Origin of the sequence: Aliivibrio sp. 1S128 (genome assembly GCF_001691065.1) — a bacterium.
In the GTDB taxonomy this organism is placed as follows: domain Bacteria; phylum Pseudomonadota; class Gammaproteobacteria; order Enterobacterales; family Vibrionaceae; genus Aliivibrio.
The window spans coordinates 41,140-66,551 of the sequence record NZ_MAJV01000110.1 but is presented as its reverse complement, the minus strand read 5'-3'; the positions used below and the strand labels follow the sequence as shown (position 1 = coordinate 66,551).

At 39.4% G+C, this 25,412-nt stretch carries 19 protein-coding genes; 11 read left to right on the top strand and 8 right to left on the bottom strand.

Annotated elements, in window-relative coordinates; all coding sequences use genetic code 11:
- Positions 1–180: 180 nt before the first annotated feature.
- Positions 181–471: a YebG family protein gene (locus A6E03_RS15620; protein ID WP_060993696.1), complete on the bottom strand. Its 291-nt coding sequence runs from the start codon at positions 469–471 to the stop codon at positions 181–183.
- 85 nt (positions 472–556) lie between these two features.
- Positions 557–1,435 (bottom strand): LysR substrate-binding domain-containing protein, encoded by an 879-nt coding sequence (locus A6E03_RS15615; RefSeq protein WP_065601223.1) that lies wholly within the window; start codon positions 1,433–1,435, stop codon positions 557–559.
- 135 nt (positions 1,436–1,570) lie between these two features.
- Here A6E03_RS15615 and A6E03_RS15610 point away from each other — a divergent pair, with 135 nt between their 5' ends.
- From A6E03_RS15610 to A6E03_RS15590, 5 genes are all read left to right on the top strand, one after another.
- The gene (locus A6E03_RS15610; RefSeq protein WP_065601222.1) at positions 1,571–2,560 is read left to right on the top strand and encodes a TDT family transporter; all 990 of its coding nucleotides are present in this window, start codon (positions 1,571–1,573) and stop codon (positions 2,558–2,560) included.
- A gap of 80 nt (positions 2,561–2,640) precedes the next feature.
- Entirely contained in the window at positions 2,641–6,060 is a 3,420-nt protein-coding gene (gene recC, locus A6E03_RS15605; protein ID WP_065601221.1) for an exodeoxyribonuclease V subunit gamma, read from the top strand.
- 335 nt (positions 6,061–6,395) lie between these two features.
- A complete protein-coding gene (recB, locus tag A6E03_RS15600) occupies positions 6,396–10,022 on the top strand; it encodes an exodeoxyribonuclease V subunit beta (RefSeq protein ID WP_065601220.1) in 3,627 nt (1,208 codons plus the stop codon).
- Entirely contained in the window at positions 10,015–12,039 is a 2,025-nt protein-coding gene (gene recD, locus A6E03_RS15595; protein ID WP_065601219.1) for an exodeoxyribonuclease V subunit alpha, read from the top strand. The genes recB and recD overlap by 8 nt, the downstream gene beginning before the upstream one ends.
- Positions 12,040–12,246: 207 nt before the next feature.
- On the top strand, positions 12,247–12,600 hold the full coding sequence (locus A6E03_RS15590) for a multidrug efflux SMR transporter (RefSeq protein ID WP_083190309.1): 354 nt from the start codon (positions 12,247–12,249) through the stop codon (positions 12,598–12,600).
- A 60-nt stretch (positions 12,601–12,660) separates the two neighbouring features.
- Here the strand turns inward: A6E03_RS15590 and argA are convergent, their stop codons facing one another.
- Positions 12,661–14,001, bottom strand: coding sequence for an amino-acid N-acetyltransferase (argA, locus tag A6E03_RS15585; protein ID WP_065601218.1), 1,341 nt, complete (start codon positions 13,999–14,001; stop codon positions 12,661–12,663).
- A 153-nt stretch (positions 14,002–14,154) separates the two neighbouring features.
- On the opposite strand from argA, the gene A6E03_RS15580 reads away from it, so the two are divergent.
- From A6E03_RS15580 to tcdA, 3 genes are all read left to right on the top strand, one after another.
- Complete coding sequence (locus A6E03_RS15580) at positions 14,155–14,538, top strand: DUF2850 domain-containing protein (RefSeq protein WP_065592609.1); 384 nt, start codon at positions 14,155–14,157, stop codon at positions 14,536–14,538.
- A gap of 174 nt (positions 14,539–14,712) precedes the next feature.
- Complete coding sequence (mltA, locus tag A6E03_RS15575; protein WP_065592610.1) at positions 14,713–15,813, top strand: murein transglycosylase A; 1,101 nt, start codon at positions 14,713–14,715, stop codon at positions 15,811–15,813.
- A gap of 94 nt (positions 15,814–15,907) precedes the next feature.
- Positions 15,908–16,723 carry a tRNA cyclic N6-threonylcarbamoyladenosine(37) synthase TcdA gene (tcdA, locus tag A6E03_RS15570; RefSeq protein WP_065601217.1) on the top strand — a complete coding sequence of 272 codons (816 nt, stop codon included), beginning with the start codon at positions 15,908–15,910 and terminating at the stop codon, positions 16,721–16,723.
- 96 nt (positions 16,724–16,819) lie between these two features.
- Here tcdA and csdE read toward each other — a convergent pair whose 3' ends face one another.
- Positions 16,820–17,257 (bottom strand): cysteine desulfurase sulfur acceptor subunit CsdE, encoded by a 438-nt coding sequence (gene csdE / locus A6E03_RS15565; protein ID WP_065592612.1) that lies wholly within the window; start codon positions 17,255–17,257, stop codon positions 16,820–16,822.
- Positions 17,258–17,281: 24 nt separating this feature from the next.
- Positions 17,282–18,499 (bottom strand): cysteine desulfurase CsdA, encoded by a 1,218-nt coding sequence (gene csdA, locus A6E03_RS15560; protein ID WP_065601216.1) that lies wholly within the window; start codon positions 18,497–18,499, stop codon positions 17,282–17,284.
- A 374-nt stretch (positions 18,500–18,873) separates the two neighbouring features.
- On the opposite strand from csdA, the gene A6E03_RS15555 reads away from it, so the two are divergent.
- From A6E03_RS15555 to rlmM, 3 genes are read left to right on the top strand one after another with little or no spacing between them, the layout of a single operon-like run.
- A complete protein-coding gene (locus A6E03_RS15555; protein ID WP_065592614.1) occupies positions 18,874–19,782 on the top strand; it encodes a transcriptional regulator GcvA in 909 nt (302 codons plus the stop codon).
- Positions 19,772–20,161: a DUF423 domain-containing protein gene (locus A6E03_RS15550; RefSeq protein ID WP_083190308.1), complete on the top strand. Its 390-nt coding sequence runs from the start codon at positions 19,772–19,774 to the stop codon at positions 20,159–20,161. Before A6E03_RS15555 ends, A6E03_RS15550 begins: the two co-directional genes overlap by 11 nt.
- Positions 20,158–21,249 carry a 23S rRNA (cytidine(2498)-2'-O)-methyltransferase RlmM gene (gene rlmM / locus A6E03_RS15545; RefSeq protein WP_065601215.1) on the top strand — a complete coding sequence of 364 codons (1,092 nt, stop codon included), beginning with the start codon at positions 20,158–20,160 and terminating at the stop codon, positions 21,247–21,249. Before A6E03_RS15550 ends, rlmM begins: the two co-directional genes overlap by 4 nt.
- A gap of 214 nt (positions 21,250–21,463) precedes the next feature.
- Here the strand turns inward: rlmM and xni are convergent, their stop codons facing one another.
- The 3 genes from xni to A6E03_RS15530 all read right to left on the bottom strand — a co-directional run bounded on the left by xni (position 21,464) and on the right by A6E03_RS15530 (position 25,406).
- Complete coding sequence (gene xni, locus A6E03_RS15540) at positions 21,464–22,252, bottom strand: flap endonuclease Xni (protein WP_065592616.1); 789 nt, start codon at positions 22,250–22,252, stop codon at positions 21,464–21,466.
- A gap of 92 nt (positions 22,253–22,344) precedes the next feature.
- Positions 22,345–23,703 (bottom strand): nucleotide 5'-monophosphate nucleosidase PpnN, encoded by a 1,359-nt coding sequence (gene ppnN / locus A6E03_RS15535; RefSeq protein WP_065592617.1) that lies wholly within the window; start codon positions 23,701–23,703, stop codon positions 22,345–22,347.
- Positions 23,704–23,843: 140 nt separating this feature from the next.
- Positions 23,844–25,406, bottom strand: coding sequence for a GGDEF domain-containing protein (locus A6E03_RS15530; protein WP_065601214.1), 1,563 nt, complete (start codon positions 25,404–25,406; stop codon positions 23,844–23,846).
- Positions 25,407–25,412: the final 6 nt, after the last annotated feature.

The window sequence follows — 25,412 nt, the reverse complement described above, 5'->3', positions numbered from 1 at the left end:
AAATAAATCTTACTTCACATCATAAAGAGAGTTGCTGTGATATAGAAGGGCGAAAGTAATAAATATTTAGTAAGAATGAAGAAAGAGTGTAAGAAAAGGAAATTAATAGATAGGGAGCAGAGAATAAAATAGCAGCCCATTAGGCTGCTATTTGTATTTTAATATGTATTCTTTTTAGAATTAAGCCGCGTCAGATTCTTCATCTTTTACTGCTTCAATTTTTGCTTTTTTAGGTGCAGGTTTACGTTTTGCGCCTAAAGCAACTAAGACATCTTCTTTGTGCTTAGCCAGATAAAGAGATAATTCTTCTTGTTTCCCTTCATCTTCAATTAAATTACTTTCATTTAGCAGAGTAAAAAGCTCATCTGCAACATCCAGCATTTTGTCATAAGCATCGGCTTCAGTTTTAGAGGTAAAAGTCATCTTCTCTTCTCCGTTGCGCTCAACTACATATTTGACGATAACAGCCATGGTCGTCTCTCCTTTAAAATTAACTGGTGTTTTATACAGTAAATCAACTTTTTTGTCCACTTAGAGGTACTAAAATTGGAGCTAGTTAACTCTCTTCACAATAAGCGAGAAATGTTTTTAGTAGTGGAGTTTGGTATTTTTCTTTATGTAATAAGAGCCAGTATTGTCGTATTAGTGATTTATCATAATGTAATTTAATTAATCTCCCGTCATTAATCGCATTTTGAGCAGCAAGTTGAGATAAACATGCTAATCCCATGTTTTGTGAGCAGCAATTAATAATAGCTTCTGTGGTGTGAAGTTGTAGAGATTCATGCCAGTCATTTAAATTAGAGGCAATATGATTAAGGAAATATTCTCGACTACCAGAACCTTCTTCTCGTAACAGCCAAGTAGAATGTTCTAAATCATCTAAGCTAATTTTATTCTTAGTTGCCAACGGATGAGAAGGGGCGCACACTAAATACATCTCGTCACATTGCCATTTAATTATATTTAATTTTGGATGATGTACTTTACCTTCAACTAAACCTATATCTAATTGAAACTCTAATAATCGATTTATGATTTGTGCGGTATTGGAAATCAATAATTGTTGGATATCACAAGGATGCTGTTGTTGAAATTGATTAAGTAATACTGGTGCAATATGATTACCAATCGTATCACTGGCACCAATATTTAATGAACCAGTTAGTTGGCTATCTACAGTAAATTGATGCTCGATGGCTTCTGCTCGTTCTAGTAATTCATCCGCTAAAGGAAGGAGTTGGCGGCCTTCGCTATTTAACACTAAGCGATTATTTACGCGATCAAATATTTTGTAACCTAAATTTTTTTCAAGCTCAGATAATGAAAGGCTTACCGCCGGCTTTGTAATAAACAGTCGCTGAGCCGCTTTTGTCATTGTTTTTTCTTGAGCAATTGCCGTAAATACATTGAGTTGTTTTAGTGAAATTCTCATGACAGGAAGTCCTAAATACTAATAGATTATCATCGTTAATTTTATTTTAACGTAGTCTTTAATTTATTCAAATTTTATTAATGATTAACGGGTAGTAAACTGGCTTCATCGTTAAATAGTAAAGAGAACAATGTCATGCTTAATTACACAAAACAAAAAGTAGCAGGCGCACCAACACCAATGGCAGGGTTAGCTCTTGGGATCGCAAGTTTAGGTTGGAGCTGGGAAAATGCACTTCCTTTAAACGGCTATGCACAATGGATCTCAGCAGCTATCGCTTCAGTATTATTACTTATTTTAGCGGTTAAATTTTTATTACACCCAGCAGTATTGTGGAGTGAGCTTGCACATCCTGTTGTAGGCAGCGTAGCTCCAACATTTGCTATGGGAACAATGGTCGTATCAAGCAGTCTTGGGCATTTTTATCCAGCGGCTGGTGATGCTTTATGGCTAGCTGCAATTGCGCTTCATTTTATTTTCTTAGCTTCTTTTATTTATCATCGAGCAAAAGATTTTGAATTACACCACATGGTTCCAAGTTGGTTTGTACCACCAGTAGGTCTAATCGTTGCGGATGTTTCATTTTCTGGTAATCCGGCATTAGCACCAGCCGCACATTGGATATTAATGTTTGGTTTAATTATCTATGCCATCATGCTGCCAATTATGATCTACCGTTTAATGTTTTGTAACGAAGTCCCTGACGCTGCAAAACCAACCATCGCAATCATGGCGGCACCAGCAAGTTTATCATTGGCGGGTTATCTAACCGTCACCGCTTCACCATCACCAGTGATAATTGCGCTTCTATTTGGTATTGCAGTGTTGATGACCAGTGTTATCTACATGGCTTTCTTTAAATTAATGAGACTGCCATTTAGCCCTGGCTATGCTGCATTTACCTTCCCAATGGTGATTGGTGCAACGGCATTATTTAAAACGGCTAATTGGATGTTATCGCAAGGTGTCATTGCTGATTATGTTTACCAAGTCAGAATGCTTGCCGTTGTTGAATTAGTGGTAGCAACCTGTGTTGTTAGTTATGTTGCTGCGCATTATTTAGCTCATTACCGTCCGATTACTCGCATGACAAATCGCTTAGTTAACCCTAAACACGCACACTAAATTCGTAATCTTTTTCTCTTAAAACACATCCAGTTACGTTAAGCTATAGAGACTTTCATTTCTTTATAAGCGAGCTGGGTGTGTTTACTGTTTATCATTCAAATCAACTTGATGTTCTTAAATCTCTTGTCGTTGAATTAATTCGTCTAAACCCTCTTGATAACCCATTTGAGCAAGAACAAATTCTCGTTCAAAGCCCGGGTATGTCGCAATGGCTTAAAATCGAACTCGCAAAAGAGTTAGGCATTGCCGCCAATCTTACCTTTCCACTTCCTGCTACTTTTATTTGGGACTTGTTTACTCAGGTTCTGGATGACGTGCCAAAGCGCAGTGCTTTTAATAAAGAAGCCATGACGTGGAAGATAGTGACGTTATTACCAGAGTTATTAAAACAAGATGAATTTGCCCCACTGCAACGCTATTTAGAAAATGATGAAAACCAACTTAAGTGCTACCAATTAGCTGCAAAAATTGCCGATATCTTTGACCAATATTTAGTATTCCGCCCAGAGTGGATCCAAAAGTGGGAAGCAGGTGAAGAGGTAACCGAATTAGAAGGCGAACATCCTTGGCAACCAATTTTATGGCAAGCCTTGTATGATCAAACCTTAGCGCTGGGTCATTCTCCTTATCATCGTGCCAATATGTTCGAGCACTTTATTGAAACCTTAGAAAATTATCTGCAAACGGGAACCTTGCCAAAAGGTATGCCTAAGCGTTTATTTGTGGTGGGTATCACTTCATTGCCTCCTCGTTATTTAGATGCGCTAGCGGCTCTTGGGCAACACATTGATGTGCATTTAATGTTTACCAATCCTTGTCGTTATTACTGGGGTGAAATTCGAGACAGAAAATACCTCGCTCGTCTAGAAGCGCGTAATCGTCTGCAAGTAAAATGGTTAGATGATCACAGTGAGCAAATCGGTGATACGGAGCAATTAAAAGGATCGCTTGATGCAAATTTTGAAGATGAGCTGCACACTTCAGAAGTAGGTAATTCACTGCTTGCATCATGGGGGAAATTAGGTCGAGATAATCTTTGTCTATTATCAGAAATGGAAGCGCAAGAGATTGATGCTTTTGTTGATGTAGATAATGACAACCTCTTACATTCTATCCAATCTGATATTTTAAATTTAGAAGAACGCAGTCGTGATGATGTGCTTGATAACAGTGAGCACAAGCAACCAATCAGCGCTGATGATCGTTCGATTCTTTTGCATTCATGTCATAGCCCAATGCGTGAAGTAGAAGTTTTACACGATCAATTATTGGATATGTTTGCCAATGATCCAGAATTAAAACCTCGCGATATTATTGTGATGGTGGCAGATATCAATGTGTACAGTGCGGCGATCCAAGCCGTCTTTGGTAACGCAGCATTCGATCGCTACATTCCTTTTGCTATTTCCGATCAAAGTGCCGAGCAAGAAAACCCAGTGCTATTGGCTTTTATGAATTTAATGGCGTTGCCTGAAAATCGTTGTGGTTTATCAGAGTTATTAAGTTTGTTGGAAGTTCCTGCCGTCATGTCTCGTTTTAAATTTAATGCCGAGCAGTTTGAAATAGTAAAACGATGGGCAGAAGAAACCGGTATTCGCTGGGGATTGGATAACAGCACCTCCGCGCATTTTGATCTTCCTGAACATAATCAAAACTCATGGCTATTTGGTATTCAGAGAATGTTGCTTGGTTATGCGATGGAGCAAGACGCGGGCTTATTTGAAGGCATGGCGAGCTACGAACAAGTGCAAGGCATGAATGCCGAAATCGCAGGTAACTTAGCGCACTTTATTGATCAGCTTTTGACTTATCAGATCATCCTAGGCCAAGCGCAAACAATTAATGCATGGCGCACCATTATTAACCAACTAATGGACGATTTTTTACTTGTCGAATTAGAAGGTGAGCTGGTCGTTAAAAGCATTCGAGATCAATTGCAAAAACTGGAAGAAAATTTAGAAGATGCGGGCTTTGAAGCGCCAATTTCAGCGGCAATTATTAATAATTACCTGAAAAATAATTTGTCAGGTGGCAAAGCAAGTCAACGATTCTTAGCCGGACAAGTTAATTTCTGTACCTTGATGCCGATGCGTTCAATTCCATTTGATGTGGTCTGTTTACTTGGTATGACGGATGGGTCTTATCCGCGAACCATGCCAGTTGAAGGTTTCGATTTAATGCAGAAACGCATGAAACCGGGTGATCGTTCTCGTCGAGATGATGATAGATATCTGTTTTTAGAAGCACTGCAATCGGCGAATAAAGCGTTTTATCTCAGCTATATAGGTCGCTCTATTCGAGATAACACAGAAAAAGCCCCTTCTGTTTTGGTGAGTGAACTGCTTGAGTATTGTCAGCAAAGTTATTGTCTAGATGGCGATAGTGAGCTGAACCCTGAAGAGTCAGCTAAACGCTTAGTTAAAAAATTAACAATAGAACATCCTTTGGTTCCTTATAGCCAACAGAGTTTTGTGGGTGATAACACCAGTTATGCCAGTGAATGGCTGCCAACCGCAAAACTAGAAGGCCAAGCCGCGCCAGAATTCCAAACTGAACCTTTAGTGTTTGCACCAGAATCAAAAGAGCTTGAATTAACCGAACTACAACGCTTTTGGCGCTTGCCTGTAGCCTATTTCTTTAACCGTGGTTTAAAAGTATTTTTTGAAACGGTAGAGAGTCGAGTTGAAGATGATGAACCGTTTTCTATTGATGGTCGTACTGGTTATGGAATGAAATCAGAATTGCTAGAAGAGTTATTGGCCTATGATGATCCTAACCAAGTATCTCAACTAAGTCGTGAGTTTTATCAGCAACAAAAAGCGCAAGGAAAATTACCTATTGGTAGCTTTGGTGAGATCGCGGCAGACAAAGAAGTGAACACGGTAAAAGAGTTAGTGGCTCATATTCAGCCATTAACGACATCGCCATTAGAAGATCAAGAAGTGCGTTTACGCTTTACTTTTCCTCATGGTGAAATGGAATTACAAGGCTGGCTAAAACAGCGTTATAAAGAAGGAATGCTACGTTATCGTGGTGGTAAAATTCGTTCTCATGAAGTTTTAGCTACGTGGATTGATCATCTTTGTTTGTGTGCGATGAAGCAACAACAGTTTACTCACCTGTTTGGCACCGATGCGATTTATCATTTTGAGCCAATTGAAACAGAAAAAGCGTATCAACATTTAGAGGTTATATTGAGCCTTTATATTTCTGGTAACTGTGCGCCATTGCCTTATTTACCAAAAGCCGCGTTGGCTGGACTAGAAGCACACATAGATAAAAAAGGTGTGTGGAATGACGATGAAGAAACACATGAAAAAGCACTGAAAAAAATGGCAGATGAATACAGTGGAACTCGTTACGCGGGTGAAAACAGCAATGATTATGTCATGCGTATGTGGCCTGAGTGGAATGACGAATTAGGTCAGACTATTTTTGATAACGCGAAAAACGTTTTACATGATGCCTTGTTACACAGTGAGAAAGAAAAACTGTAATTTAAAACAAAGCAATGCTTAAGAAAGAAGGTATTGAAGAAGAAGCACGGAAGAAAAGAGTAGGGTGGCCGCCAGTAAATCATTTTTAGTGTAGGGCGTTCGCTGTACGGCCACAGGTCAGAGGTTGACCGAATCCTTTAATACAAATGCACATTTAATGAGCTTTTTGTAAGTGCGCTGAGTGTAACAAAGCATAAAAAGTGAACCGTGAGAAAGATCTCACATTGGTCGCTTTATTAATTTTATTATCGTTGTTCCTAATGAACTACGATATGGGTCACACAAATAGTCTGTAAAAACAGAGTGTTGATGATAAATAAAAATGGTGATGTTCGATGACGACAATCGCAGCTCCAAATCAATTGAATGCAATGACGTTTCCTTTACATGGGACACGTTTAATTGAAGCTTCCGCAGGTACAGGTAAAACCTTTACCATTGCCAGTTTATATCTACGTTTACTATTAGGGCATGGTGATGAGAACAGTCGCCATAGTGAAGAATTAACCGTAGATAAAATACTGGTAGTGACTTTTACGGAAGCGGCAACCGCAGAATTAAGAGAACGTATTCGAGCTAAGATCCATGATGCCCGTTTAGCGTTTGCTCGTGCTGTGCATAAAAGTGATTATAAGAGTGGCGATCCCGTTATTGACCCGCTATTAGCGGCTATTTCTGATCATAAGTCGGCAGCACACGTATTATTGAATGCTGAACGCAGTATGGATGAAGCCTCAATCTTTACCATTCATGGCTTTTGTCAGCGCATGCTAACCCAAAATGCCTTTGAATCGGGTGCCCAGTTCGAAAGTGAATTTGTTACCGACCAAGCCAAATTAATGCACCAAGTGGCCGCAGATTTTTGGCGTCGTAGTTTTTATCATCTGCCAAAAATGGTGGCTGAAAGTGTTTACGATTGCTGGCCAAGCCCTTCTGCATTATTAGGTGATATGGGCAATAGTCTTACTGGTGTCCCAAAGCATTTAACGGTTGAGCCATTAGAAAACTCACTAGAAGAGTTCTGTCAGCAGGGTATTGCACGAATCGATGAATTAAAGCAGCAATGGTCGTCACATTGTGCTGATTTTGAAGCTTTGATCTCGGGTTCGGGCGTAGATAAACGCAGCTACACTAAAAAGAATTTACCAAATTGGTTAGAGCAAGTGTCAGTATGGGCAAGTAACCCAACGACTTCGCTGCAAATTCATGACAAATTAGAAAAATTTTCTCAATCGTTATTAATTGATAAGACCAAAAAAGGCGAAGCACCAGAACACGCAGTATTTAAATTAATTGATGGCTTTTTAGCGCAGCCATTAGAAATAAAACAGCCATTGTTATCTTTAGCTATTCATCGCTGTCGAGAAACCTTACAGCAAGCAAAAGAGCAGAAGAACTGGTTATCGTTTGATGACTTGCTGACTCAGTTGTCGGCTGCAACCGAAAATCAAGAGAACGCTTTACTGCTAGAAAAGATCCGCGAGCAATACCCAATTGCTTTGATTGATGAATTCCAAGATACCGATCCACTTCAATATTCTATTTTTAATACCATCTATCAAGATCAATCACAGTGTGGTTTGTTCATGATTGGCGATCCAAAGCAGGCTATTTATGCTTTCCGTGGCGCAGATATATTTACGTATATTCAGGCACGTCGCCAAGTGGCAGATCACTACACTCTTGATACTAACTGGCGATCAACTGCCGATATGGTGTCGTCAGTAAACCGTATTTTTGAGCATGGTAAACAACCGTTTTTATACGATGATGATATTCCGTTTTATCCGGTGAAATATAATCCGATTAATGCGGAACAAAAATCGTGGTCGTTAGATAATCAAACTCAGCCTGCAATGACGTTTTGGTTACAAGAAAGCAAAGATGGTAACCCGATAAACAAAGGCAATTACCAACGAGTAATGGCGGAATCGACGGCGGCGCAAATTCAAACCATTTTGACCGGATCTCAACAAGGGTCTGCGCACCTAAAAAATGGAGAGAAAAAAGAAGCGATTAAAGCTGGGAATATTGCCGTACTGGTTCGTACTGGTAAAGAAGGGAAATTGGTTCGAGAAGCATTATCAAAACAGGGTATCGCCAGTGTTTATTTGTCGAACCGAGACAGTGTGTTTTCTTCTCCTTTAGCTAAAGACATTTTGCGTTTATTGCAGGCTGCAATGACGCCAACGGATGCACGAGCGGTACGTTCTGCATTAGCCTCGTCTTTGTTTGCTTATACGGCCGATCAACTGCATCAATTTAATGTTGATGAAATGCAGTGGGAATTAGCCGTTAATGAGTTCCGTGCCTACCGTAAGCATTGGTTACAACGTGGCATCATGCCTATGTTGCATCAAATTATTACTCAACAAGGTATTTCAGAGCGTTTATTGGCTGAAAATGGCGGTGAACGTCATTTAACTGATTTACTTCATATTGGTGAATTATTACAACAAACAAGCCAAACCCTCGACAGTGATTATGGATTGTTGCGTTGGTTATCTGATGCGATTTCTGAACCTAATGGCGATGCTGAAGAGCAAACGGTACGTTTAGAATCTGAGCGTAACTTGGTGCAGATCGTGACGATTCATAAATCAAAAGGGTTGGAATACGATCTCGTCTTTTTGCCTTTTGTTTGCTCCTATCGAGCCGTGGATAAAAAAGGCGAAGTTAGTTTTTATGATGAAGACAATCGTTATTCTGTTTTAGATTTATTAAAGGAAGATGAGTCGGTCGAAAAAGCCGAGAAAGAACGCTTAGCAGAAGATTTACGTTTAATTTATGTAGCGTTAACTCGTGCTGTTTACGCTTGTTATATTGGCATGGCACCTATCGGTAAAGGCACATCGAAAAAACCACCAACGGGTGTGCACCTTTCTGGTTTAGGGTATTTGATCCAACAAGCGGATGAATGTGATATTGCTGAGCTTCAAGCGTGTCTTGAAAAATTAATAGCAGGCAATTCGCCTATGGTGATCCAGTCACCTCAAACCTTAAGTGATGTGCTTTATAAAGAGACAGAAGACAACTTATTAGCATTAACGGCCAACAAATTGAACCAGCCTGTGAAAAGTAATTGGTGGATGACCAGTTATTCCGGTTTGGTGAAACAAGGTAATCATCATAATGACGCCTCGTTAGAATTAATTAATTTGGATATAGATTCCGCTGAAGATAAAGACGACAAAGAATTGGATTTAGAGCCAGAGCGCACGATATTCACTTTTCCTCGTGGTGCGAGAGCGGGTACGTTTTTACACTCATTGTTTGAAGAGGTTGAATTTACTCAACCAATTAACAGCGAAGAAAATACACAAATAATCATCAAGCTATTAGAAAAAGAAAACTACGATGTGGAATGGTTAGACGTCGTTCAAAGCATGATGCAACGCGTGCTCGATTGTCCGTTGGATGGTCACGATTTACGATTGGCAAGCAAAGGCCCAACTCAACGTTTGGTTGAAATGGAGTTTTTATTGCCGATAACGCTATTGAACTCAAGCTTGGTCAATAAAACCATCGCTAAACACGATGAAGTCTCTGCACGTGCGGGTGAGTTAGGCTTTTCTACCGTGAGTGGAATGTTGAAAGGCTTTATCGATTTAGTGTTTGAGCATGAAGGAAAATATTACGTTCTCGATTGGAAATCTAACCATTTAGGCGATTCTCCAGAATGCTACGGCGGTGATGCTTTAATGGAAGCAATGCGAGATCACCGTTATGACTTCCAATATCAGTTGTATGCTTTAGCGCTGCATAGATTCTTGAAAAGCCGTATTGCCGATTATAATTACGACACTCATTTTGGTGGAGCGTATTATATTTTCTTGCGTGGTATTGAAGAGAGTCATGAGGGGCATGATAGCAATTCAAATGGGGTCTTTTATTCAAAACCAAGTGAAGTGTTATTAGAAGAATTAGAGCAATTGGTAAATGGAGAAACAGTCGATGCTTAAGCAATTACAACACTTAATGGCTCATGGTGTACTTCGCCCATTGGATCTTCAATTAGCTAAGTTTTTAGGCCAACAGGAAAAGAACAGCGATAAAAATTTAATCATGTTGCTCGCCGCAATGACTAGCCATGAGTTAGGTAAAGGCCATGTGTGTATAGATATCGAGCAAGTAGAGCAAGGTGATTTGTTTACGTTGCCCGCAAAATATCGTGATGCATTGTTAGCGTTAGTACCAGAGAAAACCCAGTGGATTAGTGAATTATCAGCGGCATCGACGGTATCTAATGGCACGGAAGCAACGCCACTAGCCTTTGATGGAACTCGTTTGTATTTACAACGTTATTGGTCGTTTGAGCAGCGTGTTGCCAACCGTATCACTAAAGCGGCGCAAAGCGTGGCGGTAAACCCTCAGTTATCGAATACATTGGATGAGCTATTTGCTCGCCAATACCATTTTTTATTCAGTGGGCTTAAAAAATTAGAAAATAATAATCAAGTATCTCGTCAGCAATTAGTGTGCGATATGCTCGATGTTGTGGGATCTAGTTCTAGTGAGTTAGATTGGCAAGCGATTGATGCGGTTTTACTCGCAGCCACTAAGTCTTCAGAATTAGAACCGCTGGATAACTTAATCCCAACCAAACACTGTGTGAATTGGCAGAAAGTTGCGGCAGCGGTAGCGTTAACTCGTCGATTCTCTGTGATCTCTGGTGGCCCAGGAACGGGTAAAACAACCACGGTTACTAAGCTTTTGGCTTCCCTAGTGACTCAAGCTCAGCAAGATAATAAAAGTATCGCAATTAAGTTAGTTGCTCCAACGGGTAAAGCCGCAGCGCGTTTGACTGAATCCATTGGTCAAGCGGTGCAATCTATTGGTTTAGCACCAGAAGTAAAAGAAGCGATCCCGACAGACGCAAGTACGCTGCATCGCTTGCTTGGTTATATTCCAAACCAAGTAGATTTTCGTCATAATAAATCGAACCCGTTACACCTTGATGTATTGGTGGTGGATGAAGCCTCGATGGTCGATTTACCTATGATGGCCCGACTACTCGATGCGGTACCAGAACACGCGCGTGTTATTTTATTGGGTGATAAAGATCAGCTAGCCTCGGTTGAAGCGGGTGCGGTGTTAGGTGATATCTGTCAGTTTACTAAAATGGGTTACAGTCAGAATCAAGCACAACAATTATCTCAATTAACAGGCTATGCTTTGCCTGTGCAGTCGCACAATAACGCGGTAGCCGATAGCTTGTGTATGCTGCAAAAGAGTTACCGTTTTGATGCACGCTCAGGGATTGGACAATTAGCTAAAGCCATTAATGAAGGCAGTAAATTTAAAGTAGAAGCGGTATGGGCCAAAGGGTTCTCTGATATTCGTTTTCATGATTTAAGTAATGACAGTTATAACGCAATGATCACCATGATGGTGAATGGCTATCGCAGTTATTTAGGCCATATCCATGCGGGCGATAAACCAGAAGTGGCACTAAAAGCCTTTAGCCATATTCAATTATTGTGTGCAATGCGCGAAGGCGACTTTGGGGTTGTAGGACTTAATCAACGAATTGAAAAAGGATTAAGAAAATCTGATTTGATTCCTCATGGTGATGAAGTGTGGTATTCAGGTCGCCCGGTGATGGTGACTCAAAATGATTATGGCGTAGGTCTTTATAATGGTGATATTGGTATTGCGATGCCAGATCCTGTTGATCAACGTCTACGTGTTTATTTTGATATGCCAGATGGTTCGATTCGTGGAGTATTACCAAGCCAATTACCAGAGCATGAAACCGTGTATGCGATGACGATTCATAAATCTCAAGGGTCTGAGTTTGAACATACCGTTTTAGCTTTACCTGCTGAGTTCAGCCCAATCTTAACGCGAGAGTTGATTTACACTGGTGTAACACGAGCTAAGAAAAAACTCGATCTGTTCGCAACAGAGAAAGTGGTGGCGCGAGGTGTAATGATTAAAACTCAGAGAAACAGTGGGTTAGCAGCGTTAATGAGTTAGTTAAATACAGTGGTTAATAAAGAAAAGATTAGCCGCTGTATTATTTCATATACGTAATAATCATTTTCTTCTCCACCTCTAGTAAATGTGAAATAAATGCCTATAATTGCGTCTCTAAAATTCGGAAGGAATACCGGATCTTTTTTTCTACCAATATGTTCAATTAGATGATTGATAGAGTTGGTATTAATATGGCTGTTCCGTTATATGTTTAAATTACTTGTTTCAATGCCACCAGCAATGGCGCTTATTATTGCTATTATTTCCGAAGTGATAGCGACCTCTTTTATTCCTAAAACAGAGCAATTCACCAAGCTAACCCCGAGTGTTATTGTTGCTGTGGGTTATGCTATCGCCTTCTTTTTACTGTCAATAACCGTAAAAAGCATGCCTGTAGGTATTGTTTATGCGATATGGAGTGGGGCTGGGATTGTTTTGGTCGCCGGTATTGGATATTTTGCTTATGGGCAAAAACTGGATTTACCAGCATTAGCCGGAATCGCTCTGATTTTATCTGGTGTACTGGTTGTTAATTTGTTCTCTAATACTGCTAGTCACTAAAGAGAACAAAGACGATTATTAAAAAGCCGCAAAGGGATAATCCGTTACGGCTTTTTTCGTTTACAGTTCTTTTAGCACTAAGATCTTTGATTTACGTTGGTAGTTATACAATTTTTGTTTTGTCATTGGTAATTGCGAGACATCAACTTCAACAAACCCTTGCTCTCTAAACCAATGAAGGCTGCGAGTGGTAAGTACAAACAGTTGTGATAATTTAAATTGCTTGGCTTTAAAGCGTAAGCGATTGAGTAATGTGACTCCGCGATCTCCGTCTCGGTAATCAGGGTGAACCGCAACGCAGCCCATTTCAGCCATGCCATCTTCAGGAAAAGGGTAAAGAGCGGCGCAAGCAATTACTAATCCGTCTTTTTCAATAATGGTAAATTGAGCGACTTCTTGTTCTAGTTGCTCACGAGATCGACGAACTAAAATCCCTTCTTCTTCTAATGGATGAATTAAATCCATAATACCGCCAATATCATCAATTTCAGCGTCACGAATTTGCTCAGAACTGGCCATTACAACTTGGGTACCAATACCATCAAAAGAAAATAATTCTTGAATTAATGCCCCATCTTCTTTGTAACTAATAAGGTGGCTTCTTGGTACGCCCGCTTTACAAGCTGAAATGGCCCCCCTTAAAAAGCGCATGGTGCCCGTAGAATTTTCATCTTTCGGGTTAAGATCCGTTTCTAATTTCCCAAGTATAGTTTCTGCTTCATTGGGAAATAGCTCGGCTAAAATATGACCTTGGTTATCAACAACACCTTGTTCAGAGCAAAATCCAATTAATTTATCTGCGTTTAATCGAATGGCTAATTGGGTCGCTACGTCTTCAGAGAGCAAGTTAAAACACTCCCCAGTGACGGAACTGGCGACAGGGCCAAGTAAGACGATGGATTGCTGGTCAAGCATACGGCTAATACCATTGGTATCAATACGGCGAACACGACCACTGTGGCAATAATCAATCCCATCATCAACGCCAAGCGGTTGGGCGATAATGAAGTTACCGCTGATAACGTTAATTTGTGCACCTGCCATTGGCGTGTTATTTAAACTCATGGATAGCCGAGCAGTAATATCAAGTTGTAATTGCCCTGCGATTTGCTTGACGAGTTCAAGGGTTTGCTCATCGGTGACTCGGATCCCTTTGTGAAAAGGCGCATGATGACCATTTTCTTTGAGTTGGGAGCGCATTTGAGGCCGAGTGCCATAAACAATAACAATCCGTAATCCAAGAGAGTTTAGGAGAGCAATATCATTAACGATATTTGCAAAGTTTTGGTCAGCAATGGCTTCACCTCCAAGCATAATCACCACGGTTTTATCCCGGTGAGCATTTACATAAGGTGCAGATTGGCGAAACCCTTTAACTAAAGCGGTACTACGAAACTTCACACGATTCATCCATGAGTAATTATTTATGCGTTTATATTGACTAATTATTTATATTTCTACAAGTGTTTAGTACAAGGTCACATAAGTTTTTCTTAATATTTTGAAGGATTGCCGATAAGCTTAATAACATAATTATTTTTAGTAGGCATCACAATGAGTCGAGCTCAAGAAAAAGAGTTAAAGAAAAGAAAAATTCGATTATTAGTTTTAATCAGTTTTGTTGCCGTTGGTTTAGTCGCATCAGTGATTGCTGCAATGTATAAATCGGGTGCTTTTGCTCAAATGCCAGTCTCTCAAATATATGGTAATTGGGTTGAGTCTGGCGTACCAAGTTATGCTCAGGATAGCTTTACTGTCAGTAAAGCAGGAATTTATACTCATGGTCGCTTAATTAATACTAAGTTTGAATTTAATGGCAGTAAACTCAGCTATAAACACGGTGAAATGATGTATGTATATATGGTTGAAGACAAAGATGGTGCAGAGTTATTGCGTATTAAACCAACGCATTATAAATCAATTTTTCATAAGCAATAATTTCTAAAGTTTCTAGGTAACTATGTTTCATTACATTTACTTGGAAGTTGACTGCTAGTTTGTGTCAATTTTTGTCAAAATTCTCCTTTTCTTACACTTATTCGAAGGTAAGGAATTGCTCTATTTCTATTTGTTTGTCATTCTTCTTACACTATTTTTCAATAAGGCTTTATTGTGTTTCGTAAATTTTCTCTCGTGTGTGTTCTTCTTGCTTTAGCTGGTTGTGCTGATCGTCCCACTGAACGAGCTCAACAATATTTAGATGGTGGGTTCAGCAGTAATTTAAATGAAGTTAATGAAATCCATACAGATAAACCTTCTGATTTTAGTGCATTCAAAAAGCAAAGTGCCGAAGTAGTTAATCGTTCTGAGTCTATGTCATTACGCTATGAAGATCTGTATGTACAATTGCAAAAATGGATTGATGAAAGTTCAAACCCTGCAGAGTTGTCGGCTTATGGTATTCAATTTGCTCAAATGGGCGGAGGGGACAAACAGGGCAACGTGATGTTTACGGGGTATTTTTCACCTGTGATTGAAATGCGTCATACGCCTAATGAAACGTTTAAATATCCAGTTTATGATAAACCTGATTGTGGTTCAGATTGTCCTACTCGAGCTGAAATTAACGCGGGTGCGTTAGCTGGGTTAGGGCTAGAGCTTGGCTATTCAGATAATCGGATTGATCCGTTTATTATGGAAGTGCAAGGCAGTGGCTTTATTCATTTTGGTGATGACGATAAGTTAGAGTATTTTGCCTATGGTGGAAAAAACAATCATCCTTACGTGAGTATTGGTCGTATCCTTATTGAGCGTGGTGAAGTTGAACGAAAAGATATGTCGCTAAAAGCGATTAAAGAATGGGTTGAAAGAAACGATGATGCAACCGTTCGTGAATTATTAGAAACAAATCCATCCTACGTATTTTTTACGCCTAAAAAAGCACATGATGTATTAGGCTCTGCCGGTATCCCTTTACTTGCTGGTGCGGCAGTTGCGGCTGATCGCAGTTTATTGCCTATGGGAACCCCGATACTTGCAGAGGTTCCACAGTTAGATAAAGATGGTAAGTGGACGGGTAAACACGTATTGAAAGTATTACTCGTACTTGATACGGGTGGTGCAGTTAAAGAAAACCATTTAGACCAATATTACGGTATGGGTTCAGAGGCTGGTATTGCTGCTGGCCACTTTAAGCACTTTGGGCGAGTATGGAAGTTAGGTTTAAAAGACTCAGAAACTGAAAATCCATGGGAAATGCCAAAAAAGAAATAGGTTTGAAATAATCCCGAGTTTCTTAAAGCTTGATCTTCTAAAAAAGAGTGCGTATAAATCGTGCTCTTTTTTTGTTTTTGAGTAAGGTAAACCCATGCGCGAATTAACCACTCCTGCTTCTGAAAGTTATGACCAACGTTTTGGTGGCACTCGCCGTTTGTATGGTAATAGTGAAGTGGAAATCATGCGTGCTGCACATGTCTGTGTGGTAGGTATCGGTGGTGTCGGCTCGTGGGCTGTAGAGGCATTAGTTCGTACTGGTCTTGGTGAGATTACCTTGATTGATATGGATGATGTGTGTGTGACGAATATTAACCGTCAGATCCATGCAATGACGGGAACAATTGGCCAAAGTAAAATTGAAGTAATGGCTGAACGCATTAAATTAATTAATCCTGAGTGTAAGATTAATTTGATTGATGACTTCATCACCCCTGAAAACCAAGCAGAATATATTTCTAAAGAATTTGATTACGTACTTGATGCTATCGATAGCATGAAACCAAAAGCCGCATTATTAGCTTATTGTAAAAGTAATAAGATTAAAGTTATCACGACGGGTGGTGCGGGTGGCCAGACGGATCCAACTCAAATTCAAATCACTGATTTAACCAAAACAATTCAAGATCCATTAGCGAAGAAATTGCGTGATACGTTACGTCGCCATCATAATTTCACGAAGAACCCTAAGCGTAAATTTGGCATTGATTGTGTCTATTCAACAGAGCATTTGAAATACCCACAAGCGGATGGCTCTGTGTGTGCGACTAAAGCAACCGCTGATGGTCCAAAGCGTATGGATTGTGCGAGTGGTTTTGGTGCTGCTACGGTTGTCACTGCGACCTTTGGTTTTGTTGCGGTGTCGAGAATTGTAGAGAAGTTGATAGAGAAACACTTTACTAGAGACTAGAGACTATAAGTGCGTGTATGGCTGGTGTGATAAATATTGTTATTACTATCAGCCTTTTCTGCTCTTATAGTATCTAGTTAGCGAAGCGTATAGTTTCTAGCTATCTGAACGAACAGTCTCATTAATCGTTTCAATGATTGCTTTAAGTCCATTACCACGTGATGGGCTTAAATGTTCAATTAACCCTAATTGAGCAAAATATCCATCCATATCAAACGTGTTAATCTCTTGTGCCGTTTTATTATTAACCGTAGCCATTACTAACGCGATAAGCCCTCGAACAATACGCGCGTCAGAATCAGCACAGAAAAAATAAACCCCATCAATGACTTCATGTTGTAGCCAAACTTTACTTTCACAGCCTGAAATCGTTACATTATCTTGTTGCAGTTCTTCAGGCATTTTAGGCAGTTTTTTACCTAATTGAATCACGTTACGGTAACGATCTTCCCACCCTTTTGCTTCACTCATTAAATCGAGAACCGTGGTGTGAGTAATATCAAAACCAAAAGGTGACGATGGGAATGTAGACATAAATAAAATACCTTAAATTTGAGCTTATAGCATATCTGCGGCTTTATTTAGCGCGTCGATAAAACGTTGAACATCTTGCTTGGTATTATACAAGGCAAATGAAACGCGTACAGTACCTGTTAGTCCTAATGCGTCTAACATAGGGTGCGCACAATGGTTACCAGAGCGTACAGCAATGCCTTGCTGGTCTAATAATGTCGCGATGTCTTGGTGGTGGACACCATCAATAACAAAAGAAAATAAGCTCGCATTATTTTGTAAGCCTACAAACCGTAAATCTTCAATATCTTTGATTCCATCGATCGCCATCTGACGAAGCTCGTTGATATGAGTATTTAGATCATTGTGGGTAAACTGCTTAACCCAATTGATTGCGGTAGCACAAGCAATCGCGCCAGCAACGTTTGGTGTGCCCGCTTCAAATTTCCCTGGCAGTTCTGAAAATGTCGTTTTTTTAAACGAGACTTTCTCAACCATTTTACCGCCACCGTGCCAAACTGGCATGGATTCAAGTAAATGTTGCTTACCATAAAGAGCACCGATACCTGCCGGAGCAAATAATTTATGGCCAGAGAAAACGTAAAAATCCGCATCCATTGCTTGAACATCAATATCGTGATGAACAATACCTTGAGCGCCATCCACAACAACAATAGCACCTACTTTATGTGCTGCGTTTATAATTTTATCAATTGGATTCAAAGTGCCCGTTACATTGGTCACTTGAGCGACGGCAACAATTTTAGTACGCGGAGTTACCAATGTTGCAAATGCCTCCATATCTAGAGTGCAATCAGGGTTCATTGGGATTTTTACAACTATCGCACCTGTTTGCTCTGCAACAATTTGCCAAGGCACAATATTGGCGTGATGTTCTAATTCGCTTATTAGAATTTCATCACCTATTTTTAATGTACTTCGAGCGTAAGTTTGAGCTATTAAATTAATGGCTTCTGTTGCCCCTCGAGTCCAAATGATTTCTTTACTGTTTTTTGCGTTTATAAAGTGCTGAACAGTTTCACGGGCTTGTTCAAATTGCAACGTTGCTGATGCGGTTAAGCTATGACTGCCACGATGAACATTAGCGTTACTTTTTTGGTAGTAATCTTGAATGGCATTTAATACAACTAATGGTTTTTGCGTAGTGGCTGCACTATCAAAATAAGCAATAGGTTGCCCATTAATATCTTGAGTTAAGGCCGGAAATTGAGTTCGAATAGCGTCAACGCTAAATGCAGTCATAGTGATTTTCTTTTATTAGGGTAAGCAGACAGTGAGAATGATGCGGATTTCTGGTTCGTAAGTCAAAATTACAGGCAAAAAAAAGCACCGTATTAAACGGTGCTAAGAATCTTTTTTAACCAAATGGTCAAAAACGTAGTAAATATTGGGTATTGTTAACAAATTTTTTGAAATCAATACTCGGGGCTCTAACAGTCGAGCCAATATGCAAACACAACATTGGAGTCTAGAGGTTAGTAAAAGATACTCAGGGAGGAATATATGTCTTTCCTCTAAACAACGGAGCCAATATTAGGTTTTATCTGGTAGTTCGGCAATGGACAATTTATAATACTTGGCATTAAAAAAACTAATGATTCAGAATGTGAGTTCTTATGTCTCGAAGATTACCACCTTTAAATTCTTTACGTGTGTTTGAAGCGGCAGCTAGGCACTTAAGCTTTACTCGTGCAGCGGAAGAGTTATTTGTTACACAAGCAGCAGTTAGCCATCAAATCAAAGCATTAGAAGAATTTCTGGGCTTGAAGTTATTTCGCCGTCGTAATCGATCTTTACTTCTTACCGAAGAGGGGCAAAGTTACTTTTTAGATATTAAAGAAATTTTCACATCTCTATCAGAAGCAACAGATAAAGTATTGGAAAGAAGTGCGAAAGGCGCTCTAACTATTAGTTTGCCACCAAGTTTTGCTATTCAATGGCTTGTTCCTCGTTTGTCTGATTTTAATAACCAAGAACCAGACATTGATGTACGAATTAAAGCGGTTGATATGGATGAGGGTTCATTAACGGAAGATGTCGATGTTGCGATTTATTATGGTCGTGGAAATTGGCCTGGTTTACGTGTTGATTTGTTATACCAAGAACAGTTATTACCGTTATGTTCACCGCAAGTACTGTTAAATGAAAAACCATTAGCAACGATTGATGATTTACGTTTCCATACCTTATTGCATGATACCTCCCGTAAAGATTGGAAGTTATTTGTAAAACAATTTGATTTGCAGGGAATGAACGTTAATCAAGGCCCTATATTTAGCCATTCAACGATGGTACTACAAGCCGCAGCGCATGGTCAGGGTATTGCATTAGGGAATAATGTACTTGCTCAACCTGAGTTAGATGCAGGGCGTTTAGTCGCTCCTTTTGAAGAGTTACTCATTAGTAAAAATGCATTTTATTTAGTATGTAGTGAAAAACAGGCCGATACGGGACGCATTGCTACTTTTAGAAAATGGATACTGAGTAAGGCGCGTAGTGAGCAAGAGATTACAGATGATGAATAGTCGTCTATGTTTATTGACTGCTAGCTTTAGTGGTGCGCTGACTGTTGGTTTAGGTGCTTTTGGTGCCCACGGTCTAAAGTCGATTTTATCGCCATATCTACTGGATGTGTATGAGACAGCAGTGCAATATCAAATGTGGCATACACTTGCTCTGTTTGGATGTGGAATTTTGTTGAGAAATTCATTTTCAAAAGGGGTATCATACGCCGCCTTGCTATTTACCATTGGAATATTATTATTCAGTGGTAGTTTATATGCATTAGTGTTCACTGGAATAAAATGGTTTGGACCAATTACTCCATTAGGTGGATTCTGCTTTATTGTCGGTTGGCTAACGCTGGCTGTTTCAACTTATCGTTTGACTGAGGTTTCAAAGTGAAACAAGTAATGTTCTATTGTCGCTCTGGTTTTGAGAAAGAGTGTGCAGGTGAGATCCAAGATAAAGCCACTCAACTTGAAGTGTTTGGTTTTCCTCGCCTAAAAAATAATACAGGCTATGTGCTATTTGAATGCTACCAGGAAGGCGATGCAGATAAATTGATCCGTGAGATTAAATTTAATGAGCTGATTTTTGCTCGTCAAATGTTTGCGGTAGCTACTGAGCTACAAGATTTACCATCTGAAGATCGTATCTCACCAATTTTGAATGCATTAGTTGATGTCGAAAATGTACCTTGTTGTGGTGATATTCGCATTGAAACACCTGATACGAATGAAGCAAAAGAATTATTAAAATTCTGTCGTAAATTTACCGTACCAATGCGAATTGCATTACGTGGTAAAGAAATGCTAACACCAAGAGATTCAGACAGAATCCCTGTTATGCATATTTGTTTTACGGCTCCGGGTCATTGTTATGTAGGTTATTCTTATACTAATAATAACTCAACGTTCTTTATGGGTATTCCTCGTCTGAAATTTCCGTCAGATTCACCAAGCCGTTCTACACTGAAACTGGAAGAAGCGTTTCACGTATTCATTCCAAGAGATGAGTGGGATACTCGCTTGGCTTCTGGTATGTGGGCTGTTGATTTAGGCGCGTGTCCTGGAGGTTGGACTTACCAACTAGTTAAGCGTTCTATGTTTGTTCATGCGATTGATAATGGCATGATGGCACAAAGCTTAATGGATACAGGTCAAGTTAAACACCACATGGTTGATGGTTTTAAATTTGAACCACAAAGAAAGAACGTAACGTGGATCGTGTGTGACATGATTGAAAAGCCTGCACGTGTTGCTCATCTTATGGGTGAGTGGTTAATTAAAGGTTGGGCTAAAGAAGCGCTATTTAACCTTAAATTACCAATGAAAGGCCGTTACGATGAAGTGCTTCAAGATATTGAAAATTTAAAAGAATTTTTGAAGAAGAATAACTTCCAATACAAGCTTCAAGCGAAGCACTTGTATCATGACCGTGAAGAAATTACGGTACATATCCAAGCTATTTCTAATATTTCGCCACACTAATCTTGTGATATTGATTAGAGTGAGATAAAAATAAACGCCCGCTGATGTTGATAATCAGCGGGCGTTTTTATTTAAGGTTACCGAAGAAAATAGAACTTAATACGCTTTTTTCTTAAAAGAAGAATCGCTATATTTCGCGTTGGTGGCTCAATGATGACAAACAGATTTTTGTTTCAAAGCACATTAGCTTCTACATCTTATGGGATTTATAATTCTATCCCCTAGATCCTGATTCTGGTTTCTCATATCGTATATCTTGCAGATTAAAGCCAAGTTCAATATCAGTTCTTAATCCAGCTACTTTTCTACATAGAATCGCCGTTTCGTAATATTCATCAAATTTTTTACGGTATTTTTTTGGTAGTTCTTCAGATTCGTTCGCCGCTTCAATCGTTGGAAATTGAGTTAAAATTTCTAGTGCCGCTTTAGGGCCAACTCCAGGGATCCCCGTGATTTTACTTGAGCTAATCCCTGCTAATCCCCAGTAATCTGCCAATTGTTCAGGTTTTAGACCAAATTCTTTTTCAATAAAAGGGGCATCCAACCAACGATGTTGAAAGTAATCTCGGATACGAAGTGTAGGAGATAGCAATTGGCAATACCCTTTATCTGTAGAAATTATGGTGACTTGTTCATTATGCGCGGCAACTTTATTTGCTAAGGTAGCCACTAAGTCATCGGCCTCATCACCATCAGATAAAAGTGAATCGATTCCTAATTTCCACCATGCATCTTGAATGCTGTCCATGCCTTCTTTTAGGGTTTCTGGCATTGGTTTTCGGTCTTCTTTGTATTTAGGTAATATTTCTGCTCGCCAGCCTCGGTCTTGAAGGTGGTGATCGAATACCGCGATAATATGAGTCGGCTCGGTTTCTTTTAAAATGCGGTTAATTGTGCGAGAGGTTGTGGTAATAACCGCTTGGATATCGTCTTGATTTGGTTGGGCGGAATGAACGCGACGAATAAGATTTAATGCGTCAATAATAACCAGGTGAATTGCCATAACGTATTCATTCCTATATAGAAAAAAGAAAAAGCCTATGTATTTAGCATAGGCTTTCTATTGTACGTTACTGAAGGGGAGGGATTCCAGCCCTAATCTACGACGATTTCATAACAAGGGACATATTTAGAACCTGGAAGCTTCATTCGACCTTGCTTAACAAAATCTTGTAGTAGGCGATCCATTTTCTTCATTAACTTCGGATCTCCATGAAGTTTAAATACCCCGTTTTTTTCTATTTCAGCAATACCTTCAGCTTTTACATTTCCAGATACAATTCCAGAAAATGCCTGGCGTAAGTTTGCCGCTAGATTTTCAGTGGGTTGGTCTAAATGCAAATCAAGGGCAGACATTGCTTCATGCGTTGGTTCAAATGGATGTTGAAACGCGGATTCAATTTTCAACGCCCAGTTAAAGCTGTATGAATCATCTGTTGCTTTACGGTACTCTTTTACTTTCTTGATGCCATGGTTAATCATCACAGCTGCTTTTTCAGGATCATCGACAACGATTTCATAATAATGCGTCGCTTCTTCACCCAATGTCTCACGTATAAAAGTGTCGATTGAAAGGAAGTAGGCTTCACTCTCTTTTGGTCCGGTGAGTACTATTGGCATTGGTTGCTGACGATTGGCAGGGTTCATCATGATCCCTAAGATATACAGCAACTCTTCAGCTGTACCAGGGCCTCCAGGGAAAATGACAATACCATGAGCCATACGAACAAACGCTTCCAATCGTTTTTCAATATCCGGCATAATAATGAGTTCATTGACGATAGGGTTTGGTGGCTCAGCGGCGATAATTGAAGGTTCTGTTAATCCAACAAAGCGACTACTTAAATAACGCTGTTTAGCATGACCAATAGCCGCTCCTTTCATTGGTCCTTCCATTGCGCCTGGCCCACAACCAGTACAGATATTCAGCTCTCGTAATCCTAGTTCATGCCCAACTTCACGAGTGTATTGGTATTCGATTGGATTAATAGAGTGACCGCCCCAGCAAACAACGAGATTGGGCTCAATGCGAGTATGGAGTGCTTTGGCGTTGCGTAGAATACTGAATACTAGATTGGTTAAATGTGAGTCATTGGATAAGTTCAGTCTATTATGATCTGCGATTTGCATATTCACATATACCATGTCACGTAATACAGAAAAGAGGTGCTCTTGGATCCCTTTAATAATAGTACCGTCAACAAAAGCATGTTCTGGTGGGTTACTTAGTTCGAGTTTTATACCTCGATCTCGACGTGTTACTGATACGTCAAAAGATTCGTATTTTTCTAGAAGTTCTTTCGAGCTATCAGTGTGACTGCCTGAGTTTAAAACGGCTAATGTACAATTTCGGTACATTCTATAGACATCACTAGAAGCGGTTTTTTTTAGTTGGTCTACTTCCAATTGTGATAGCAAATCCATGCTACCTGCAGGACTAATATGAGTGATCATACAGAGCCTCCCTAGCTGTTTTTATTATTGTTTAGGTATTTAACTTACACAGCAATGAAGGATTTTGCGAGGAAAAAACAAAGGAATTGAGAAATGCATACTTATTTATAGGCATATATTTACAGTGTAGCAATAATGAATTATAGGTTAATAAACTGTCTGATCCCTTTTGATTTTTGTTTATAGAGGGCATCAATTGAACGTTTAATTACTTTCTCTGGGATATCGCTATTGGTAAATTCTGAACAGCAAATAGAAACGGTAACTTGAACATGATCATCTTTGAACTTGAACGGAAGTTTTGAAATCGCCAATTGAATTGCTTTCAGGGTGTTATTTATCTGCTCTTTATCTGTTTCTGTAAATAGAATTAAGAATTCTTCACCACTGAAACGAGCGACAAAATCTGTGTCGGACACGTTGTTTTCAATTGTTTTTGCAATGATAGATAGGGCTTTATCTCCCGCTAAATGCCCGAAACGTTCATTAATGCGTTTAAATTGATCAATGTCTATCATAGTGAGAACAAGTGAGTGTTGATGGCGAACCCAACGTTTGTATTCAAGATCTAGACGTTCATGCATTGCTGCACGGTTATACACTTTGGTTAGTGGATCTTTAAATACTCGCTGTTGTTGGTCGCTAAGTTGTCGGCGATATTCTAATGTTTCATCGTATAAATTATTGAGTTTTTTTGTTGTATATTCATGACGAGTGATTAATGCTGCCTCGCGTTCGTGCATTATTTTATTGCGTTCAGCTAGGTCACTCATTTCACCTAGCAACATCGTCATTTTAGCTTTGTATTCGTGTTCGCTGCCTTTACTTTCTAGCGTATTCTCAGCTTGTTTAATAAGAAGTGAATACTCTTCATTAAGTAAAGAGCGCTGCTCTAAATAAGATTGGCCTTGGTTTTGATTCTGTTCACTAGTCTTAATTATTTGAGCGACTTGAGTGTTCATCTCTCCAACAAAAGCTTGAGAGGCTTTACGTTCGTTATTCGTCCCTTCTAACACTAATTGTAAGGTCTGCAGAGCTAAGTCAATTAATGAAACGGCATCTACTCCCCTCACTAATTTATTACGAATACCGAGTAATTTATTACCGGAAGAATTATCAAAATCTAGTTCAGAAATGAGATGTTGTAATTCATTACTTAATTGTTTTTGAGTATCAATATCAATAATTTCATTAGTGTTTATTTCAGATGAAATTTTACCGACAGAGATGAATTTGATCGCTCTTTCATACAATTCAACTAATCGAACAATACGTTGAATATGTTTACTGCCATCTTGAGAAGGATATTGTAAAAGAGTTCGAAGATCTCTTTTTAGACCTGCGGGTAAACCGACAACGCGTTGAAGGGTTTCACCACAATAAGAAATATGCTCCTCCATAACAGAATGTTCTTTTTGAACGTTTATTTTATAACGATTAATTAAACGTTCAAACGTAGCTATCTGTACGGTTAATTCTGAGGTGTTCTCAACGTTTTCTATACTGTTAGCAAGCTCTACTATTTCTTTATCTAGTTCTCCATCATGATGCTTACACGCAGCGCAAAAGCGTAAAATAATACGTTTTAAAAGTAGTATTTCACGACGTGATTTTAATGTGGTATCACGATGCGATAAGCGTGTTTGATCTAGTTGTTGCTTTAACTGACTTAATTCAGAGGCAACGATGGAGACTTCAATCATAATAAT

Excerpts from the sequence above, each read along its gene's own strand:
- A6E03_RS15620 (WP_060993696.1), bottom strand. The coding sequence starts at position 471 with ATGGCTGTTATCGTCAAATATGTAGTTGAGCGCAACGGAGAAGAGAAG.
- A6E03_RS15615 (WP_065601223.1), bottom strand. The coding sequence starts at position 1,435 with ATGAGAATTTCACTAAAACAACTCAATGTATTTACGGCAATTGCTCAA.
- A6E03_RS15610 (WP_065601222.1), top strand. The coding sequence starts at position 1,571 with ATGCTTAATTACACAAAACAAAAAGTAGCAGGCGCACCAACACCAATG.
- recB (WP_065601220.1), top strand. The coding sequence starts at position 6,396 with ATGACGACAATCGCAGCTCCAAATCAATTGAATGCAATGACGTTTCCT.
- recD (WP_065601219.1), top strand. The coding sequence starts at position 10,015 with ATGCTTAAGCAATTACAACACTTAATGGCTCATGGTGTACTTCGCCCA.
- A6E03_RS15590 (WP_083190309.1), top strand. The coding sequence starts at position 12,247 with ATGTTTAAATTACTTGTTTCAATGCCACCAGCAATGGCGCTTATTATT.
- A6E03_RS15580 (WP_065592609.1), top strand. The coding sequence starts at position 14,155 with ATGAGTCGAGCTCAAGAAAAAGAGTTAAAGAAAAGAAAAATTCGATTA.
- tcdA (WP_065601217.1), top strand. The coding sequence starts at position 15,908 with ATGCGCGAATTAACCACTCCTGCTTCTGAAAGTTATGACCAACGTTTT.
- csdE (WP_065592612.1), bottom strand. The coding sequence starts at position 17,257 with ATGTCTACATTCCCATCGTCACCTTTTGGTTTTGATATTACTCACACC.
- csdA (WP_065601216.1), bottom strand. The coding sequence starts at position 18,499 with ATGACTGCATTTAGCGTTGACGCTATTCGAACTCAATTTCCGGCCTTA.
- A6E03_RS15555 (WP_065592614.1), top strand. The coding sequence starts at position 18,874 with ATGTCTCGAAGATTACCACCTTTAAATTCTTTACGTGTGTTTGAAGCG.
- A6E03_RS15550 (WP_083190308.1), top strand. The coding sequence starts at position 19,772 with ATGATGAATAGTCGTCTATGTTTATTGACTGCTAGCTTTAGTGGTGCG.
- xni (WP_065592616.1), bottom strand. The coding sequence starts at position 22,252 with ATGGCAATTCACCTGGTTATTATTGACGCATTAAATCTTATTCGTCGC.
- ppnN (WP_065592617.1), bottom strand. The coding sequence starts at position 23,703 with ATGATCACTCATATTAGTCCTGCAGGTAGCATGGATTTGCTATCACAA.
- A6E03_RS15530 (WP_065601214.1), bottom strand. The coding sequence starts at position 25,406 with ATGATTGAAGTCTCCATCGTTGCCTCTGAATTAAGTCAGTTAAAGCAA.